Genomic DNA, 17254 nt, shown 5'->3' with positions numbered 1-17254 from the left:
GGCGTCCGTCAGCGGGTGCTCAGCGCTCGCCCCGCTCCCGGTGCACAGGACTCGGGCGGCCCCCGCGGACGGGAGCGGCGTCAGCCGTGCGCCGCGAGCCGGGTGCGCTGGGGCACTAGGAGCTCGAGCAGCTCCTCGACCCCGTCGACCCGCTGCGGCTCGACCGGGTGCCCGGGTCCGCACGGCTTGTAGGCGAGCGGATCCACGTTCAGGACGTGCCCGACGGGCCGCCCCTTCTCCCAGACCGTGAGGAGGAAGGCGCCGTCCCGCTCGTCGGGGGCGCCGATCTCGAAGACCCGGCCGCGCACGATGGCGCACTGCGGCTCCTTGCGCGCGAGGCGCACCCAGAAGGGATGGTCTCCGGTCATCGTGCCCGTCCTCCCCGGCCGACCCGCGGCCGTGCCCGTAGCGGTCGACCGGTGATCGTGTCGTCGGTGACCCTCAGGGCCACGGTACGTCCGCCTCCCCTCAGCCGATCAGGGGGTTCACTGCGGAGCCTCGCAGTGGTAGCGGACGCCGGTCGCGCCCGGACGCGCACCACGGGGAACCACTCACTGCTCGTAGGAGTCCTCGTAGTCGGCACCACTGGTCAGCTCGCCGTCGCCGGGTTGCACGGGATGCTCGCCGGTGAGCGCGTCGATCCGCGCGCGCAGCCGTGCCACCTCCGCCGCGTTGTCCGGTTCGGGCAGGTCGCTCGGCGTGGTCTCGACGATGAGTGCGGCCGCGGCGTTCACGAGGAAGGTGGCGTCGACCGTCCCGCCGTCGGCGCCGATCCCCGTGTACTCGACGGTGTCGGCCGCGCCCTTCGAGGCGAGGGCGACGGCGTATTCGACGAGTGCGTCGGCCGCCTCGTCCCCCACCAGGATCGTCTTGTCGGCGAAGAGGATGTGCTTCATGCCGCCCATGCTCGGCAACGCCGGCTGCGTGGAGGGAGGAGGTTGACAGAGGACCGCCGCTGACGGAAGACCTGGACAGATCGAGCAGAGAATGGCAGGCCGGGTTGTCGGATCCCTCCGGTCTGCGGAAGGGTGGTGGCAACGGCGGGCGCCTGCCGGCCGGAGATCAGGGGCTGGAGACGCCGATGGGGAAGCTGCACTACGACGGGACCGTCGAGATCGACTTCGAGGACCGCGTGCTCGCGCACCTGCAGATCGTCATCACCGCGAAGCTGCGCCGCAACGAGTCGTTCCTGCTCAGCTGGCGCGACGACCACAGCATGGGCGACGGCCGCAGCGCGATCTGGATCCACCCCTCCCACGCGCTCCGCTACAAGTACTTCGGCGGCCGGATGCCCCGCATCAACCCCGCCTGGATCTCCGCGCTCACCGACCTCGCGAACTCCGCGGGCGGGCTGTACGTGATCTCGGAGCCCGCCGAACCGGTGCGTCCTCCGGCGAAGGGCGACCAGCTGTGAAGCGCATCGACCTGATCTACAACGGCACCGCCTACACGGTCAACAACAGGAGCCTCGAGGAGTTCCGCGCCGAGGTCGAGGCCGCCCTCGCCTCCCCGACCCCGCAGTGGCTGACCGTCAACTACGGCGAGGGACGCGCGAACCCGGCGCTCCTCCTCATCACGCCGTACACCCCGCTGTCGATCATCACGAACGACTTCGACGAGCTCAACGCAGAGCACGAGTAGCGGCGGACCTCGGGGAGGTCAACCACGTCGTCCGGTCGATCCGCGCCCCGTACCGTCGGGCAGGACCTCGTCGACGTCGTGCGCGGACCCCGCACGGCGACACCCGATCGACACCGCCCGCGCCCCGGCGCGCAGAACAACGGCCGCGGACACCCGGCCAGGAGCCGTGATGACAGATCCCGCCTTCGCCGTTCTCGACGACCTCATCGCCGCCCTCGAGCGTCCCGGCTCGATCGACCCCGGCCTGAGCCGCTCCGTCGCCGTGCAGGCCGCCGTCCTCCGGCTCCCGTCGCCCCGCACCATGCACCGTCCGCGCCCGACGAGCCGCTTCACGGGCCGTCGCCTCGTGCGCCCGGGCAGCGCAGCCAGGCGGGCTCCGGCGCGTCACCGCGTCGTCGTCCCCGCCGGTCCGGCGGAGCGTCGCGCCGAGCGGAGCCGACGGCTAAAATGGGCGCGGTGACCGACTCCGACGCTCTCTGCGACCCGTATCTGCGCGGGTACCCGATCGACGGCGTCGCGATCTCCACGCTCGGCAGCCCCTTCGGCGGCGAGACCGTCGCCGCGAGCGACAGCACCGCGAGCCGGCTGGACGAGATCCAGATCGACCTCGGCGAGGGCCCGTGCTGGGAGGCGATCCGCGCTGCCGGCCCCGTCTCGGTGCCGGACACCGGCGCGGAGGAGCGCTGGCCGCTCTTCACCGAGGCGATCGGCCCCACGGCGGTGCGCGCGGTCTTCGCCTTCCCGCTCTCGATCGCGGGGCTCTCGATCGGCGCGGTCGACCTCTACTCCCGCCGCCCCACGTCGCTCAGCGACTCCCTCCTCGGCCGGATCAGCGCCTCGACCACCGCGACGGCGCTGCTGGTGCTGGCCGCGGTGCTGCGCGACAACGAGGTCGAGGAGAGCACGAATCCGCGCTCGCGACGCGTGGTGCACCAGGCGACCGGCATGATCATCGCGCGCTACGGCAGCACGGCCGAGGAGGCGCAGCTGCTGCTGCGCGCCCACGCCTTCGCCCAGCAGCGCTCCGTCGTCGATGTCGCCTCCGGCATCGTGGCCCGGCACGACGGGTTCCCCGACCGCCCTCTCACCGCCCAGGACGACACATGGTGACGAACTCCCGCGAGCGCAGCGTCATCCAGACGTTCGTCGCCCTCTCCGACACGCTGGTCGACGACTACGACGTCGTCGACTTCACGCAGACCCTCGTGGAGAGCAGCGCGACCCTCTTCGACGCCGTCTCGGCGGGGCTCGTCCTCGCCGACTCCTCCGGCTCCCTCGAGGTGCTCGCCTCCACGGACGAGGACACCCGGCTGATCGAGCTGCTCCAGCTCGACAGCGGGTCGGGCCCGTGCATCCAGTGCTTCGAGACCGGGCGGCCGGTGATCGTCGAGGACGCCCGCGCCGTGGGCGAGGAGTGGGCGGAGTTCCGGACGCTGGCGGTCGAGCTCGACGTGCTCTCGGCGCACTGCGTGCCGATGCGCTCGGCGGGGACGACGATCGGCTCCCTCAACCTCTTCCAGGCCCGGCCGGGGCGGCTCGATCCGGACGACATCGCGGTCGTGCAGGCGTTCGCCGACGTCGCGACGATCGGGATCCTGCACCAGCGCGCGCTCCAGCAGAGCACGGTCACTCAGGAGCAGCTGCAGCACGCCCTCGACAGCCGGGTGCTGATCGAGCAGGCGAAGGGGATCCTCGCCTACGCCCACCGCACCACGGTCGAGCAGGCCTTCGAGGTGCTGCGGGTCCGCGCGCGAGCGACGTCGACCCCGATCACGACGCTCGCCCAGGAGATCATCCGCGACTACCGGCGCTGACGCTCCGCGCGCGCGGAGCAGGAGCGGGGCGGATCCGCGCCGGCGGCGCCGCGGCTCGGAGCTCAGTACTCGTTCTCGAGCTCCCACGTCGCGCGGGGGTCGACGTCCGAGGCGGGCACCGGTCCGCCCGCACTGTCGAGCGCGTCGAGGCGCTCGAGGATCTCGGTGCTCGACTCCGCCGCTGCGCTACCGGCCCCTGCGACCACCAGGGGGACGCCGAGCCCGACGGTGAGCGTCACGACGGAGGAGGGGGCCGAGTCGTCGGCGACGCTGACCGTGCTCATCCGGTGCCGCTGCGCGAGCGCGAGCGAGTAGCGGACGACGGCGTCGGCGGTCGCGTCGTCGAGGGAGAGGGAGCCACCGGTGTGGAAGAGCGTCGTCATGGTCAAGTCCTCGCAGGGCAGGCGGATGGGCATGGTTCCGTCACCGGGGGCCAGGATGCGGTGGGCTCACGCTACGCCCTGGGCGCTCGGGGGTGCAGGTCTTGCGCCGAGGCGTGCCCCTGGCGCATGGTTCGCTCCCGACGCCGGAGCAATTCCCCCATGGCTCTGAGGCGGCTCACACGTTAACGTGAACACACGCGTCGGTCCCCTCGGCTCGACGCATCCCTCCCCTGAAGGAAAGGTCTCGACGATGAGACGACGCTCCCCGGAGCCCCCTGCCGCCGCGCCTCGGCGCCGCGTGCGATCCCTCTTCCTCTCCGCTCTCGCCTGCACGAGCGTCGCCCTCACCGGCGCTCTCGTCCCCGTCTCGGCGCAGGCCGTCGACGTCCCGGCGCCCACCGCGCACTACGACATGTCGCACGCCGGCTCGGCCCTGCTCGACATCTCGGGCAACGGACGCAACGCCACCCTGACCGGCCTCACCGACGCGTCCTTCGCGAACGCCAGCGGCGACCAGGTCGCCCGGTTCAAGAACGACGGCTACGCGAGCCTCCCCCAGGGCCTGGTCACCGGAGCCGACAACGCCTTCGCCGTCGAGTACACGGTGAAGACGCAGACCACCGCCAACCAGTTCGGCTGGGTCATCGGCGACGGCGTCGGCCCGTGGAACACCACGCAGCTCGGCAACCACGTCTTCGTGAACCCGCGCAACCCCGACGGCTCGCCCAGCGGACAGGTCCTCGCGGGCATCCGCGTCAAGGAGCCCACCAACAACGGCGAGACCCGCATGCCGTTCGGCGGCACGCTGAACCCCGGGTTCACGACCCTCACGCTCGTCGGCACCGGCACGGGGTCGAGCACCGTGCTGACCCTCTACCGCGACGGCACGCAGATCTCGACGGCGAACACCACGAAGTCGATGGCGAGCATCGTGCCGACCGGGTCCACTCTCGGCTACCTCGGCCGCTCGCTCTACTCCGGCGACGCGCTCGTGACCGCCGACGTCACCGACGTGAAGTTCTGGGACACCTCCCTCACCGCCGAGCAGGTCGCCTCGAGCATGCCGACCGCCACGGCGAAGGCGTCCGCGACCTCCGCCCTGCTGCGCTCGGACATCCAGCCCGTCCTGCTGGCCGGCAACCCGTCGCTGACCCAGGTCTCCTCGAACCTGACGCTACCCGCCTCCAGCAGCGGCGTCCCGCTCACCTGGACCTCCTCGAACAGCGCGGTCGTCTCGGCCACCGGCGTCGTCTCGCGCTCGATCGCGCAGAACACCCCGGTCACCCTGACGGCGACCACCGCCCAGGGCGCGACGATCGCCTTCGAGGTGGTCGTGCTCGCCCCGAGCATCAACGACGACCTCGACGCGCTGAAGCTCGCCACGCGCACCACCGAGAACCTCCCCCTCGCAGTGAAGGGCGCCCGTAACGGCACCGACATCACCTGGACCTCCTCGGACCCGGCCCTCGTCACTCCGACGAACACCTCCTACGCGGCTCCGGCGGTCGGCGCGGCCGACCCCTACCGCGGCGGCGGCGTCGTCACCCGGCCGGCCTACGGCTCCGGAGACAGGACCGTCACCCTCACCGCGACGGCCACCCTCAACGGCGTCGCCGAGACGCGCGCCTTCACGCTGACGGTCGCCGAGCTCGGCCGCACCGCTCCCGACGCGGGCTACGCCTCGGCGTACTTCAAGTCGGACGGCGACGAGAAGATCTACCAGGCCGCGACCTCGGGCAACGACTTCTTCACCTTCTCGCCGGTCAACGGCGGGAAGGCGGTCATCACCTCGACGACCGACACGAAGGGCCTGCGCGACCCGTTCATCCTCCGCTCGCACAACGGCGACAAGTACTACATGGTCGCCACCGACCTCTGCATCTCCTGCGGCACCGGCTGGGGCGACGCCCAGTCCAAGGGCAGCCTGAAGATCGAGGTCTGGGAGTCGACCGACCTGGTGCAGTGGACCCGCACCAACGGCGCCGACACCGGCATCACGGTGAACCAGCCGGCCGCCGGAATGACCTGGGCGCCCGAGGCGTACTGGGACGACGCCCTGCAGTCCTACGTCGTGTTCTTCTCCTCGCGCCTCTACTCCGACGCGACGAAGACCAACAACGACAAGCTCTACTCCCGCGTCTTCTCCGTGATCACCCGCGACTTCCGCACCTTCACCGCTCCTCCCGCCACCTGGCAGGACACCGGCTACGCGCGGATCGACTCGACGATCACGAAGATCGGCGACTACTACTACCGCTTCACCAAGAACGAGGAGGGCGGCGCCGCCGGCACCCTCGAGGCCGGAAAGGACATCTTCCTCGAGAAGTCGAAGGTCCTGACCGCCGGGACGACCTCCTCGAACTGGAGTGCCGACCCGAACACCACCTGGCAGCTCACCGACACCCGGATGACCTCGCTCGAGACCGGCCAGGCCGGTGAGGGACCCGAGATCATCAAGCTGAACGCGGGCGACCCGAACGACACCACCGGCGCGGGCGACGGCTACGCGTTCCTCGTCGACAACTACGGCGACGGCGGCTACAAGGCCTTCATCACCTCCGGAGCGGCCATCGCCGGCAGCTCGCAGACGAACCGCCTCTCGCAGTCGGCCGACTGGAACGTCTCGCCCAAGAGCCGCGCCGGCCTCCCGGCCAGCCCGCGGCACGGTGCGTTCGTGAGCGTCCCGCAGACGGTCCTCACCGCCATGAAGAACTGGACCGGCGTCACCGCCGTCGACTCCACCACGACCCTCACCGCCGACGGCCGCACGGTCACGGCGACGGTCGCGGCGGCCGACAAGGGCGACGTCGTCGGCTCGGTCACCTTCACCGGCGGCTCGTGGACCTCGACCGTCCCGCTCTCCGGCGGCTCGGCGAGCGTCTCGGTCCCGGCGGGCGTGACCGCCGTCACGGCCTCCTACACCGGGTACGCGGACAAGCTGGTGCGCACGTCGGTCTCGGCCGCCGTCCCGCTGGACACCCTCGAGCTCGTCCCCGCCGTCGCCACGCGCTGCGTCGCCGGCAAGATCGTGCTCACCGCGACCGTGAAGAACACCGACACCGCTGCCGCGGACGTCACGATCACCTCGGCCTACGGCTCGAAGTCGTTCACCGCGGTCGCTCCCGGCTCGTCCGCCTCCGCCGCCTTCACCACCCGCCTGGCCTCGATGCCGGCCGGCACGGTGACGGTGACCGGATCGGCGACCGGCCAGCCCGCGTTCACCGCGACGGTCCCCGTCGCCGCCGCGCGCTGCTGACGCACTGACGACGAAGGGCCCCCTCCTGCGCTCGCGCGGGAGGGGGCCCTTCGTCGTTCCCGGGTCAGACGGTGGGAGCGAGCAGGTCCGCGTGGTGGGCGGCCGCCACGTTCGGGTGGGCCCGGAGGCGGTAGCGCAGCGCGTTCTCGCCGTAGGTCTCGAGGATCGGCGCGTTCGTCGGGTCGACCGAGAGGCCGGACTTGAGCTCCTCGGGCAGCGGGAGCGAGGGCATGGTGGCCGAGAGCGCGGGATTGAAGAAGAACGGGATCGAGATCCGGTCCGTTCCGATCAGCGGCGAGATCACGCGGTGCAGCGTGGCCTTGAGGTAGCCGCCCGTGGCGAGCTCCAGCATCTCGCCGATGTTGACGACGAACGCGCCCTCCATCGCGGGTGCCTCGATCCACGAGCCGTCGTGCTCGACCTGCAGGCCGCCCTTGCCGGGCTCGACCAGCAGCAGCGTCAGCACGCCGCCGTCGCGGTGCGCGCCCACGCCCTGCTTGGGCTCCGGGTCGGAGGTGCCCGGGTAGCGGACGACCTTCACCAGCGAGAACGGCCGCTCGGCGAACGCCTCGTCGAACACGTCCTCCGGGGCGTCGAGTGCGACGGCCCAGGTGCGCAGCAGCCGGATGGCGACCGCAGCGAGCTCCGCGTGCCAGCGCTCGAAGACCTCGCGGAACTCCGGCAGCGCCTCGGGCCAGAGGTTCGGCCCCTCGAGGCGCTCGTAGTCGGCGACGCCGGGCCCGGCGGGAACGGCCGGTCGGTCGATGCCGATGTCGACCTGCTCGCGGTAGTCGACGTCGCCGTTGGTGAGCTCGGCGCCGAAGCGGGTGTAGCCGCGGAACTGCGGGCTGAGGGTGTTCTCGATCGCGAGCTTCTCCTCCTCCGGCAGGTCGAAGAAGCGGCGGGAGACGGCGACGACGTCGTCGAGGAGGTCCTGGGGCACGCCGTGGCCGACGAGGTAGAAGAAGCCCACGTCGTGCGTGGTCTCCCGGAGGTCGCGGCGGAAGGCGGCGGCCTCCGCCTCCCCCTGGTCGAGGCGGGACAGGTCGAGGATCGGCAGGGAATCGGTCATGCACCGACTCTCGCGCACGAACCTGCACAGCAGTCGATTGTTACGACAACCAAAACGGCGGGCCCCGCCACGGCACGGAAGAGGGTTCCTCCGCGCCGCGACCGGGCCCGCCGTGAGCGCCGAGTGTTACGGCGTGGGCATGCCGCCGTTGACGTGCAGCGTCTCGCCGACGACGTAGCTCGACTCCGGGGAGGCGAGGAACACGTAGGCGGGAGCGAGCTCGGCCGGCTGGCCCCAGCGTCCGAGCGGCGTCTGCGAGCCGACCTCGGGCAGCTTGTCGGACGGCTGGCCGCCCGCGGTCTGCAGCGGCGTCCAGATCGGGCCCGGGGCGACGACGTTCACGCGGATCCCCTTGGGCGCGAGCTGCTGCGCGAGCGCCTTCGAGAACGTGTTGATCGTGGCCTTCGTGCTGGCGTAGTCGACCAGCATCGGCGACGGCTGGTAGGCCTGGATCGACGAGGTGCTGATGATCGCGGAGCCCGGGGCGAGGTGCGGCACGGCCGCCTTCGTCATCCAGAACATCGCGTAGACGTTGGTCTTGAAGGTCTCGTCGAACTGCTCGTCCGAGAGCTCGAGGAAGTCCTCGACGTGCTGCTGCTTGCCCGCGTTGTTGACCAGGATGTCGAGTCCGCCCAGGCCCTCGACGGCCTTCGCGACGGCGCCCACCGCGAAGTCGTGGTCGGTGATGTCGCCGGGGATGGCGACGGCGGTGCGGCCGGCCTCCTCGATCAACGCGACGACCTTCTTCGCGTCGGACTCCTCCTCGGGGAGGTAGACGATCGCGACGTCGGCGCCCTCGCGGGCGTAGGCGATGGCGACGGCCGCGCCGATGCCCGAGTCGCCTCCGGTGACGAGCGCCTTGCGCCCGGTCAGACGGCCGGAGCCGCGGTAGGTCGACTCGCCGCGGTCGGCGGGGTCGTCCATCTTCGAGTCGAGGCCGGAGCCCTCCTGGTACTGGGCCTCCGTGTCGATGTCGGCGAACATCGCGGTCGGGTCTTGGAACGTGTACTGGTCGTTCTGCGGAGTCTGGTCGTTCTGCGAAGTCATGTCTCGACGCTAGGCGCGCGGGATCGGCGGCCGCGCGTGCTTGACAGCCCCGATCCGCCAGGACACAGGAGGTCTTCAGGAGCCGCGGAGCCCCCCGGATCGGGGAGAATGGTGCGGTGACCCGCGACGACTCCCTGTCCTTCGACACCACGGCGCCGCTGCCCGGCTGGCAGCACGCCTACTCCGGCAAGGTGCGCGACCTCTACACCCCCGACGACGCCGACCCCGTGCTCGGCGCCGACCGCATGCTCGTCGTCGCCAGCGACCGGGTCAGCGCGTACGACGCGGTCCTCGAGCCCGGTATCCCCGGCAAGGGCGAGCTGCTGACCACGCTCTCCCTCTGGTGGTTCGCGCAGCTCTCCGACGTCCCCAACCACCTGATCCCCGGCGACATCCCCGAGGCGGTCCGCGGCCGGTCGATGCTGGTGAAGACGCTCGACATGTTCCCGATCGAGTGCGTCGTGCGCGGCTACCTCTCCGGCAGCGGTTGGAAGGAGTACCGGGAGACGGGCTCCGTCTGCGGCGTCCCGCTCCCCGAGGGCCTCCACGACGGCGACGCGCTCCCCGAGCCGATCTACACCCCCGCGTGGAAGGCCCCGCAGGGCGAGCACGACGAGAACATCACCTTCGAGCGCACGGTCGAGATCGTCGGGGAGGAGGCCGCGGAGGCGCTGCGCACCCTCTCGCTCGCCGTCTTCCGCGAGGCGTCCACCATCGCCCTGGCCCGCGGCGTGCTGCTGGCCGACACGAAGTTCGAGTTCGGGGTCGACCGCGGGACCGGAGTCGTCACCCTCGGCGACGAGGTCCTCACGAGCGACTCCTCCCGCTACTGGGACGCCGACGACTACGACGCCGACATCCGCGGCCGCTCGTTCGACAAGCAGATCGTGCGCGACTGGCTCTCCGACAACTGGGACGGCCAGGGCCTCCCGCCGACCCTCCCGTCCGAGATCGTCGAGCGCACGGCCGCGCGCTACCGCGAGCTCATCGAGCGCCTCACGCGCTGAGGCACCGGAACGACCTGTGGACGATCACCACCCTCGCGTCCGGCTGGAGGCCCGCGGCGAGGATCCGGACGAGGCGCGGCACAGCCTCGCGCGGCTCTACAACGGCGACGAGTGGCGCGCCGCCACCACCGCTGCAGACTTCAGCTACCGCTACGCCGCCATCGGCGACGGCGGGATGACCCTCCGCACCTCGCGGATGTCCGGGCGCCTCGCGGGCGGCGTGGGTGACTCGGACGATGTCGTCGTGCAGTGGATCGTGGGCGGCTCCGGCCGGATCGACGTCGGCCGCGCCTCGATCGCGATGGAGGAGAACCGTCCCGTCCTCTTCCCCGTCGGCCGGCCGTTCGCCTTCGACTACGTCGACTTCGACCAGCGCCTGGTGCACCTCGACCGGGGAGTGGTCGACCGGGTCGCCGCCGAGCGCGGCCTCGTCGGCTCCCTCGTCTTCGACTCCGAGCACCGCCCCGACGCCGCGGCGATCCGCCGGTGGCGCACGGCCGTCGCCGACTCCGCCCGCGCGCTGCGCAGCGAGCGCGTCGAGCAGCTGCTCTGGGACGAGCTCACCCGTGCCACAGCCTCCGCGCTGCTCGACCTCTACCCTCCGGAGTCCGCTCCGGTCCCGCCCGAGCTCCTCGCCCCCCGGAACGCACGGATCCGCACAGCCGTCGAGTACGTGCACGCCCACTGCAGCGAGCCGATCGGCCCCGCCGAGATGGCGGCGGCGTCGGGCCTGACCGTCCGGGGCCTGCAGTCCGCGTTCCAGCGGGTGCTCGGGATGCGCCCGATCGCCTACCTGCGCCTGGTGCGGCTCGACCGCGCCCGGGAGGAGCTCGCCGTGAGTCCGCCCCTCGGGACGACGGTCGCCGCCGTCGCCCGGCACTGGGGCTTCGGGAACGCGGGCCGCTTCAGCGCGGCCTACGCGGAGCGGTTCGGCGAGTCGCCGAGCGCCACGCTGCAGCGCTGATCAGTCGACGAGCTCGGGCGGCGGCTGCCCCTCGAGGATGCGGCCGAGGCCGTCGAGCAGCACCGCGACGGTCGCGGCCTCCGATTCGGGCACCTTCGCGACCATCGCGCGGATCTGCTCGTAGGTCGGGTCGTCGGTGCCGACGATGGCCTTCTGCGCGCGCTCCGTCAGGCAGAGGATGCGGCCGCGGCCGTCGGACGGGTCGGGAGTGCGGTTCACGTAGCCGGCGCGGGCGAGGCGGTCGACGAGGAGGGAGACGGCCGCCGTCGTGATCGACAGGGCCGCGGACAGGTCGACGGCGCGGACGATCTCGTCGCGCCGCTCCCCGACCCCGATCAGCCGCAGGGCCGCGAGATCCGTGGCGCCGATGCCCAGGCGGCGCTCCACGCGGCCGTCGTAGTCGCGCTCCGCCGTGCGCAATCGCGCGAGCAGAGCGAACAGGTCTGGCCGAGCGTCCATCGAGGTGCACCTTCCGAGCGGCAGGCGCCCCGGACGGGAACTCGCTGCCCCCATCGAACCACTTCTCCGGCGATCGGACGGCGTGTGTCCCGAAAGCGCAGTCGGCGCCGAGACTGTTAGTCAACCGACTTAGCAATACCTAGTGTCGACGGTGCGGCACGCCTTCCGTGCGCCGCCGACGGTGAGGAGGTGCGCGCGATGGGACGACTGCTCTACGGCGCACCCGCCAGCTCGCACTCCTTCGAGGACCGCGCCCTGGCCCACCTCCAGACCGTGATCACCTCGCGGTTCCGCCGCGGCGAGGGCTTCCTCCTGACGATCGAGGACGCCGAGGGCCGCCGGTCCGAACTGTGGCTCCACCCCGGCATCCCCACCCGCTACGAGTACGACGGCACCGCCGCGATCGAGCTGAACCCGCACTGGCTGCGCGAGCTCTCGAACGCCTCGAACGGCCGCCTCGGCCTCCACCTCCTCCCCGAAACCTCGTCGCCCGACGACCTCTCCGTGAAGAAGATCCCCGCATGAGCGACCACAACGGCACACTGTTCCGGCGCGGAGGCACCGTCCGCTTCGTCCGCTGGATCTCCTCCCGCGACGGCGGCTGGGCCCCCGAGATCGTGCAGGGGCGCTACCTCGAGCGCGACGACCGCGGCTGGCTGGTCGAGATCGAGGGCACCCCGACGGTGCTCGCGAAGGACGACTGGGCCGTCTACCGCTGACCGGCCGTGCGCTCGGCGTACTGTTGAGCAGGTGCGTTCTCGTGATCGCCGCGGCATCACCTCGGCTCCCCTCCTCCTGACGACCATCGGAACGACGAGCCTCGTCTTCCTCTGCGCGTTCGAGTCGCTCGCCGTGACGACGATCATGCCGATCGTCAGCGCTGACCTCGACGGCCGCGCCCTCTACCCCCTGGCCTTCGCGGCGACGCTCGCCGCCGCCGTGGTCGGGATGGTCGCGGCCGGCTCCTCGGCCGACCGCCGCGGCCCGACGCCGTCGCTCGTGGTCGCGATCCTGCTCTTCACCCTGGGTCTCGTCGCCGCGGGTGCCGCGCAGTCGATGCCGGTCTTCGTGGCGGCCCGCCTGCTGCAGGGGCTGGGCAGCGGAGGGATCACCGTCACCCTCTACGTGCTCGTCGCGCGGGTCTATCCGAGCGAGCTGCATCCGAGGATCTTCGGCGCCTTCGCCGCGGCCTGGGTCGTGCCGTCGCTGGTGGGGCCGCTGGTGGCCGGAGTCGTCGCCGAGCTCGCGAGCTGGCACTGGGTCTTCTTCGGAGTCGTCGCCCTGGTGGCCCTCGCGAGCGCCGCGATCGCGCCGACGCTCCGCTCGCTCGAGCCGCGCGAGCGCCTCCCCTTCGATCGCCGGGCAGTGGGCCGCATCGCCCGCGCCGTGGTCGTCTCGGCCGGAGTCGTCGTGCTGAGCACGAGCGCCGAGCTCGCGCCCGACCTCGCCGGGCTCCTGGCCGCGGCCGCTGTGGTGGTCGTGGTCGTGGCGGTTCGCGCGCTCCTGCCCGCCGGCACGCTGCGCGCCCGGGGCGTCCTGCCGTCGGTGATCCTCCTCCGCGCCCTCGTCGCCGCCGCGTTCTTCGGCACCGAGGTCTACCTGCCGCTGCTGCTCTCGGAGCAGTACGGCCTGCCGCCCTGGCTCTCGGGCGCCATGCTCACCGCGGGCGCCGTCTCCTGGGCTCTCGGCTCGAACATCCAGGGACGCCCGGGCACCCGCCTCAGCCACGGCGGAGCGATGCGGCTCGGCTCGTCGCTCGTGCTCGCCGGCATCGGAGTCGTGCTGCTCGTCACGGTGCTCGCCCTCAGCCCGATCGTCGCGGGCGTGGGCTGGTTCCTGGCCGGCGGCGGCATGGGCACGATGTTCCCGCGGATGGGGACGATGACGCTCGCGCTCTCCGCTCCGGGCCGGGAGGGCTTCAACAGCTCGGCCCTGCAGATCGCCGACTCGACCGGCGCCTCGGTCTCCCTCGCGCTGACGGGCCTTCTCGCGGCGGCGGTCACCGGGCTGATCGGGGCCGGGACCGGGGTCTTCGCCGCGACCTTCTCGTACGCCGCGCTGATCGCGATCGTCGCGGTCGGTCTGGCCGGCCGGCTCGACGGGCTCCTGCGCCGCGAGGGACGCCGGGAGCCCGCCGAGCAGGCTCAGCTGTAGAGCGACTCCGGCACGTCGAGGCCGTAGATCGCGCGGCCGGACGACCAGATCACCGAGCAGGCGGCCCGCAGCAGATCGGTCGCGTCGTCGCCGGCGTCCACGATCACCACGGAGTCGCCGTCGAGGCGGACCTTGGCGCCGCGGACGGCGTGCGTGCCGTTCCGCGAGACCGTCGTCGCCGGGTAGGGCAGGTGCAGCTCGCGAAGGTCGCCGAGGATGTACGTCGGCCGGAGCTTGGGCTCCGCGGCGAGGAGCTGCTTGGCCCGGTCGATCCCGGTGAGCACATGGGCGCTCTCCATGTCGGCGCCGTTCGCGCCGGCGATGTCGGTGTCGAGCCGGTCGCCGAGGAACAGCGGGTTCGTCGAGCCGAAGCGCGCGGTCGCCGCGTCGAAGATGGCCCGCTCGGGCTTGCCCGCGACGACCGGGAGCCGGCCGACCGCGGTGTGCACGGCCGAGACGAGGGTCCCGTTGCCCGGGGCGATGCCGCGCGCGACGGGGATCGTCCAGTCGGTGTTCGTCGCGACCCACGGGATCCCCGTGTGGAGCGCGAACGAGGCCTCGGCCAGCTGCTCCCAGCCGACCGTGGGCGCGAAGCCCTGGATGACCGCCGCCGGCGAGTCCTCCGCGCTGCGCGTCACGGTGAACCCGGCGCGCTCGACCTCGGAGGTGAGGCCCTCCGCCCCGACGACGAGGATCGTCGAGCCGGCCGGCACCAGGTCGGCGAGCAGCACGACCGCCGCCTGGGGGGAGGTGACGACGTCCTCGGGCCGGACGCTCAGCCCCAGCTCGGAGAGGTGCCCGGCGACGGAGGCGTCCGTGCGGGAGGCGTTGTTGGTGATGTAGCCGACCCGCAGCGTCTCGGCCGCGCGGTTGAGGCTCTCCACCGCGAAGGGGATCGCGTCGGCGCCCTTGTAGACGACCCCGTCGAGGTCGGCCAGGACGGAGTCGCGGCCGTCGAGCGGGGTGGGCTCAGTCCTGCTGCTGCGGAACATCGGCGTCCTCCTCGGTGGTGTCGGCGCGTTCGACCGACTCGTCGGCGGTCGGCTCGGCCGGGTCGAGAGCCTCATCCGGGTCCGTCTCGGCGAGATCGTCCGACTCGAGGGACTCGTCCGCGAAGGTCGGCTCGTCCGTGTCGACGAGGTCGGCCTCGGCGCCAGCGGTCGCATCAGCGTCGTCCGCGTACGCGTCGTCGTCGTCGGCGGCGATCTCCTCGGAGACGGTCCGCCGGGCGTCGTCCTCGTCCGCGTCGTCGACGGCAGTCGCGACGTCCTCGTCCGCGTCGTCCAGGTAGTCGTCCGCGTCGTCGACCGCGGTCCCTTCCTCGGCGCGATCGGGAGCGGACGCGGCGTCGGCCGACTCGTGCTCCTCCTCGATCACCTCGATCGTCTCGTCGTCACCGCCGCCCTCGGCCGCGAAGACGGCCTGCGCCGCGATGTCGGCGCGACGCTGCCACTCGGCCGCCTCCTCGGAGCGCCCGACCTCCTCGAGGACGAGCGAGTAGGCGGCGAAGAGATCCGGGCTGTACGAGAACGCGCGGTCCGGGTCCAGCTGCGGGATCTCGAGTTCCATGAGAGCGAGCTCCGCCTGCCCGAGGTCGAGGCGGGCGCCGGACATGGCGATCGCCAGCGACACCTGCGCGCCGGGGCTCAGCGTGGTGCGGTCGATCGACCGTCCCAGCTCAAGCGCCTTGTCGGGTCGGCCGACGCCGCGCTCGGAGTCGACCATCAGCGGCACCTGCTCGTCCGAGCCGGAGATCCTGCGGAACGTGCGCAGCTCGCGCAGCGCCAGGGCGAAGTCGCCCGTCGCGTACGCCGAGATGGCCAGCGACTCGCGGACCACGGCGATACGTCCCGCGCGGCGGGCCGCCGAGAGCACGTGGCGGTGCGCCAGCTCGGGGTCCTCCTCGAGGAGGCGGCCGGCCATCACCAGGTGACGGGCGACCCATTCGGCGTTGTCCTTCGAGAGCGTGCGCAGCTCGTTGCGGGCGACCTTGTCGAGGTCCTTGGCCTGCACGTCGTCCGGAAGGTCCGGGTCGTCGTGGCGCGGGCGCACCGACTGGAGGGAGCGCCGCTCGCGCTCCTCCTCGGTGAGCTCCGGCTCCTCGCGGGGGCCGCCGCGTCCGCCGCCGAAGCCCTCGCGTCCGCGTCCGCCGCCCTGGCGGTCTCCGCCGCCCCGACGATCGTCCGACCACGGCCGGCTTCCCCCGTCGCGCGATCCACCGCGGAACGGAGGGCGGGAGTCACCATCCCGCTGCGGACGTGAGTCCCCACCTCCACGGTAAGGAGGCCGGGAGTCCCCGTCACGCTGGGGCGAGTCGCCACCGCGATAGGGAGGACGCGAGTCACCGTCCCGCTGCGGACGGGAATCCCCACCACCACGGTACGGAGGACGCGAGTCCCCATCACGCTGCGGACGCGAATCCCCACCACCACGGTACGGAGGACGCGAGTCACCATCACGCTGCGGACGCGAATCCCCACCACCACGGTACGGAGGACGCGAGTCCCCATCACGCTGCGGACGAGAGTCGCCGCCACCGCGATAAGGAGAACGAGACTCACCATCGCCCTGTGGACGGGAATCCCCACCACCACGGTAAGGAGGACGAGAGTCGCCGTCTCGCTGCGGACGAGAGTCGCCACCGCGATAAGGAGAACGAGACTCACCATCGCGCTGTGGACGGGAATCCCCACCACCACGGTAAGGAGGACGAGAGTCACCATCGCGCTGCGGACGGGAATCCCCACCACCACGGTAAGGAGGACGAGAGTCACCATCACGCTGCGGACGGGAATCCCCACCACCACGGTAAGGAGAACGAGACTCACCATCACGCTGCGGACGCGAATCCCCACCGCCACGGTAAGGAGGACGGGAGTCCCCGTCGCGCTGCGGACGGGAGTCCCCACCACCACGGTACGGAGGACGCGAGTCACCATCCCGCTGCGGACGCGAATCGCCGCCACCGCGGTACGGAGGACGCGAGTCGCCGTCACGCTGCGGACGGGATTCACCACCACCCCGGTACGGAGGACGCGAGTCACCATCACGCTGCGGACGGGAGTCGCCACCGCCACGATAGGGAGGACGAGCATCACCGTCGCGGCGGGGGCGGGAATCGCCCGAGCCGCCGCGATCGTTCGAGGAGCGGCCGGGGCCGCCGGCGCGAGGCGGCCGCTCGTCACGACGTCCGGAGTCCCGGTCGTTGCGGTCGGATCCTGAGTCGTCCATGCGTTCCTCGCCTGTCGTGGTGATGCTCTGTGGAGTTGACCCGCCCGAGGGCGGGGAGGACGGCCGTAACCGTCGCACCACCCTAACCCGCACCGCGCTCCAGTGAGCAGCGGGGATCCGAGGTGGTGGTTAAACAGCGATGGCCACCCATTTCTGGGTGGCCATCGTGAATGGTGTCCGGCGGTGTCCTACTCTCCCACAGGGTCCCCCCTGCAGTACCATCGGC

At 71.9% G+C, this 17254-nt stretch carries 19 protein-coding genes; 11 read left to right on the top strand and 8 right to left on the bottom strand.

Annotated elements, in window-relative coordinates; all coding sequences use genetic code 11:
* Positions 1 to 80: 80 nt before the first annotated feature.
* Entirely contained in the window at positions 81 to 368 is a 288-nt protein-coding gene (locus tag C5C33_RS07555) for a hypothetical protein (protein WP_104260838.1), read from the bottom strand.
* 183 nt (positions 369 to 551) lie between these two features.
* Complete coding sequence (locus tag C5C33_RS07550; RefSeq protein WP_104260837.1) at positions 552 to 896, bottom strand: hypothetical protein; 345 nt, start codon at positions 894 to 896, stop codon at positions 552 to 554.
* Positions 897 to 1081: 185 nt separating this feature from the next.
* Between C5C33_RS07550 and C5C33_RS07545 the strand changes: the two genes are divergently transcribed.
* From C5C33_RS07545 to C5C33_RS07525, 5 genes are all read left to right on the top strand, one after another.
* Entirely contained in the window at positions 1082 to 1414 is a 333-nt protein-coding gene (locus C5C33_RS07545; RefSeq protein WP_104223784.1) for an ATP-dependent DNA ligase, read from the top strand.
* Entirely contained in the window at positions 1411 to 1641 is a 231-nt protein-coding gene (locus tag C5C33_RS07540) for a hypothetical protein (RefSeq protein ID WP_104226801.1), read from the top strand. Before C5C33_RS07545 ends, C5C33_RS07540 begins: the two co-directional genes overlap by 4 nt.
* A 169-nt stretch (positions 1642 to 1810) precedes the next feature.
* Positions 1811 to 2101 carry a hypothetical protein gene (locus C5C33_RS07535; RefSeq protein WP_104260836.1) on the top strand — a complete coding sequence of 97 codons (291 nt, stop codon included), beginning with the start codon at positions 1811 to 1813 and terminating at the stop codon, positions 2099 to 2101.
* Positions 2089 to 2751 carry a GAF and ANTAR domain-containing protein gene (locus C5C33_RS07530; RefSeq protein WP_104223787.1) on the top strand — a complete coding sequence of 221 codons (663 nt, stop codon included), beginning with the start codon at positions 2089 to 2091 and terminating at the stop codon, positions 2749 to 2751. The genes C5C33_RS07535 and C5C33_RS07530 overlap by 13 nt, the downstream gene beginning before the upstream one ends.
* Entirely contained in the window at positions 2745 to 3455 is a 711-nt protein-coding gene (locus C5C33_RS07525; protein ID WP_104260835.1) for a GAF and ANTAR domain-containing protein, read from the top strand. Before C5C33_RS07530 ends, C5C33_RS07525 begins: the two co-directional genes overlap by 7 nt.
* 62 nt (positions 3456 to 3517) lie before the next feature.
* Here the strand turns inward: C5C33_RS07525 and C5C33_RS07520 are convergent, their stop codons facing one another.
* Complete coding sequence (locus tag C5C33_RS07520; RefSeq protein WP_104223789.1) at positions 3518 to 3838, bottom strand: hypothetical protein; 321 nt, start codon at positions 3836 to 3838, stop codon at positions 3518 to 3520.
* A 298-nt stretch (positions 3839 to 4136) separates the two neighbouring features.
* Here C5C33_RS07520 and C5C33_RS07515 point away from each other — a divergent pair, with 298 nt between their 5' ends.
* Positions 4137 to 7094 (top strand): immunoglobulin-like domain-containing protein, encoded by a 2958-nt coding sequence (locus C5C33_RS07515; RefSeq protein WP_258069197.1) that lies wholly within the window; start codon positions 4137 to 4139, stop codon positions 7092 to 7094.
* 64 nt (positions 7095 to 7158) lie between these two features.
* Here the strand turns inward: C5C33_RS07515 and C5C33_RS07510 are convergent, their stop codons facing one another.
* Complete coding sequence (locus C5C33_RS07510; RefSeq protein ID WP_104223790.1) at positions 7159 to 8166, bottom strand: isopenicillin N synthase family oxygenase; 1008 nt, start codon at positions 8164 to 8166, stop codon at positions 7159 to 7161.
* Positions 8167 to 8292: 126 nt separating this feature from the next.
* Positions 8293 to 9213, bottom strand: a complete 921-nt coding sequence (locus C5C33_RS07505) for a glucose 1-dehydrogenase (protein WP_104223791.1) — start codon at positions 9211 to 9213, stop codon at positions 8293 to 8295.
* 116 nt (positions 9214 to 9329) lie between these two features.
* Between C5C33_RS07505 and C5C33_RS07500 the strand changes: the two genes are divergently transcribed.
* Entirely contained in the window at positions 9330 to 10220 is an 891-nt protein-coding gene (locus C5C33_RS07500) for a phosphoribosylaminoimidazolesuccinocarboxamide synthase (protein ID WP_181136213.1), read from the top strand.
* 16 nt (positions 10221 to 10236) lie between these two features.
* Positions 10237 to 11184 (top strand): helix-turn-helix domain-containing protein, encoded by a 948-nt coding sequence (locus C5C33_RS07495; RefSeq protein WP_104260834.1) that lies wholly within the window; start codon positions 10237 to 10239, stop codon positions 11182 to 11184.
* Here the strand turns inward: C5C33_RS07495 and C5C33_RS07490 are convergent, their stop codons facing one another.
* Complete coding sequence (locus tag C5C33_RS07490; protein ID WP_181136212.1) at positions 11185 to 11643, bottom strand: MarR family winged helix-turn-helix transcriptional regulator; 459 nt, start codon at positions 11641 to 11643, stop codon at positions 11185 to 11187.
* A gap of 198 nt (positions 11644 to 11841) precedes the next feature.
* Here C5C33_RS07490 and C5C33_RS07485 point away from each other — a divergent pair, with 198 nt between their 5' ends.
* From C5C33_RS07485 to C5C33_RS07475, 3 genes are read left to right on the top strand one after another with little or no spacing between them, the layout of a single operon-like run.
* A complete protein-coding gene (locus tag C5C33_RS07485; protein WP_104223794.1) occupies positions 11842 to 12168 on the top strand; it encodes a hypothetical protein in 327 nt (108 codons plus the stop codon).
* Positions 12165 to 12362, top strand: a complete 198-nt coding sequence (locus C5C33_RS07480) for a hypothetical protein (RefSeq protein ID WP_068256013.1) — start codon at positions 12165 to 12167, stop codon at positions 12360 to 12362. The genes C5C33_RS07485 and C5C33_RS07480 overlap by 4 nt, the downstream gene beginning before the upstream one ends.
* A 31-nt stretch (positions 12363 to 12393) precedes the next feature.
* On the top strand, positions 12394 to 13797 hold the full coding sequence (locus tag C5C33_RS07475) for an MFS transporter (RefSeq protein ID WP_104223795.1): 1404 nt from the start codon (positions 12394 to 12396) through the stop codon (positions 13795 to 13797).
* Here the strand turns inward: C5C33_RS07475 and C5C33_RS07470 are convergent.
* A complete protein-coding gene (locus tag C5C33_RS07470; RefSeq protein ID WP_104226795.1) occupies positions 13788 to 14789 on the bottom strand; it encodes an HAD-IIA family hydrolase in 1002 nt (333 codons plus the stop codon). The two genes, C5C33_RS07475 and C5C33_RS07470, sit on opposite strands and share 10 nt — an antisense overlap.
* Positions 14767 to 15849 carry a hypothetical protein gene (locus tag C5C33_RS07465; RefSeq protein ID WP_258069196.1) on the bottom strand — a complete coding sequence of 361 codons (1083 nt, stop codon included), beginning with the start codon at positions 15847 to 15849 and terminating at the stop codon, positions 14767 to 14769. The genes C5C33_RS07470 and C5C33_RS07465 overlap by 23 nt, the downstream gene beginning before the upstream one ends.
* Between the last annotated feature and the right edge of the window lie 1405 nt (positions 15850 to 17254).

This window comes from Rathayibacter sp. AY1H3, from assembly GCF_002932015.1.
This window is presented reverse-complemented; position numbering and strand designations above follow the sequence as displayed.

Bases quoted from the DNA above. Each gene is read 5' to 3' on its own strand.
- C5C33_RS07535 (WP_104260836.1), top strand. From the start codon at position 1,811: ATGACAGATCCCGCCTTCGCCGTTCTCGACGACCTCATCGCCGCCCTC.
- C5C33_RS07485 (WP_104223794.1), top strand. From the start codon at position 11,842: ATGGGACGACTGCTCTACGGCGCACCCGCCAGCTCGCACTCCTTCGAG.
- C5C33_RS07490 (WP_181136212.1), bottom strand. From the start codon at position 11,643: ATGGACGCTCGGCCAGACCTGTTCGCTCTGCTCGCGCGATTGCGCACG.
- C5C33_RS07550 (WP_104260837.1), bottom strand. From the start codon at position 896: ATGAAGCACATCCTCTTCGCCGACAAGACGATCCTGGTGGGGGACGAG.
- C5C33_RS07545 (WP_104223784.1), top strand. From the start codon at position 1,082: ATGGGGAAGCTGCACTACGACGGGACCGTCGAGATCGACTTCGAGGAC.
- C5C33_RS07530 (WP_104223787.1), top strand. From the start codon at position 2,089: ATGGGCGCGGTGACCGACTCCGACGCTCTCTGCGACCCGTATCTGCGC.
- C5C33_RS07520 (WP_104223789.1), bottom strand. From the start codon at position 3,838: ATGACGACGCTCTTCCACACCGGTGGCTCCCTCTCCCTCGACGACGCG.
- C5C33_RS07510 (WP_104223790.1), bottom strand. From the start codon at position 8,166: ATGACCGATTCCCTGCCGATCCTCGACCTGTCCCGCCTCGACCAGGGG.
- C5C33_RS07480 (WP_068256013.1), top strand. From the start codon at position 12,165: ATGAGCGACCACAACGGCACACTGTTCCGGCGCGGAGGCACCGTCCGC.
- C5C33_RS07555 (WP_104260838.1), bottom strand. From the start codon at position 368: ATGACCGGAGACCATCCCTTCTGGGTGCGCCTCGCGCGCAAGGAGCCG.
- C5C33_RS07505 (WP_104223791.1), bottom strand. From the start codon at position 9,213: ATGACTTCGCAGAACGACCAGACTCCGCAGAACGACCAGTACACGTTC.
- C5C33_RS07470 (WP_104226795.1), bottom strand. From the start codon at position 14,789: ATGTTCCGCAGCAGCAGGACTGAGCCCACCCCGCTCGACGGCCGCGAC.
- C5C33_RS07525 (WP_104260835.1), top strand. From the start codon at position 2,745: ATGGTGACGAACTCCCGCGAGCGCAGCGTCATCCAGACGTTCGTCGCC.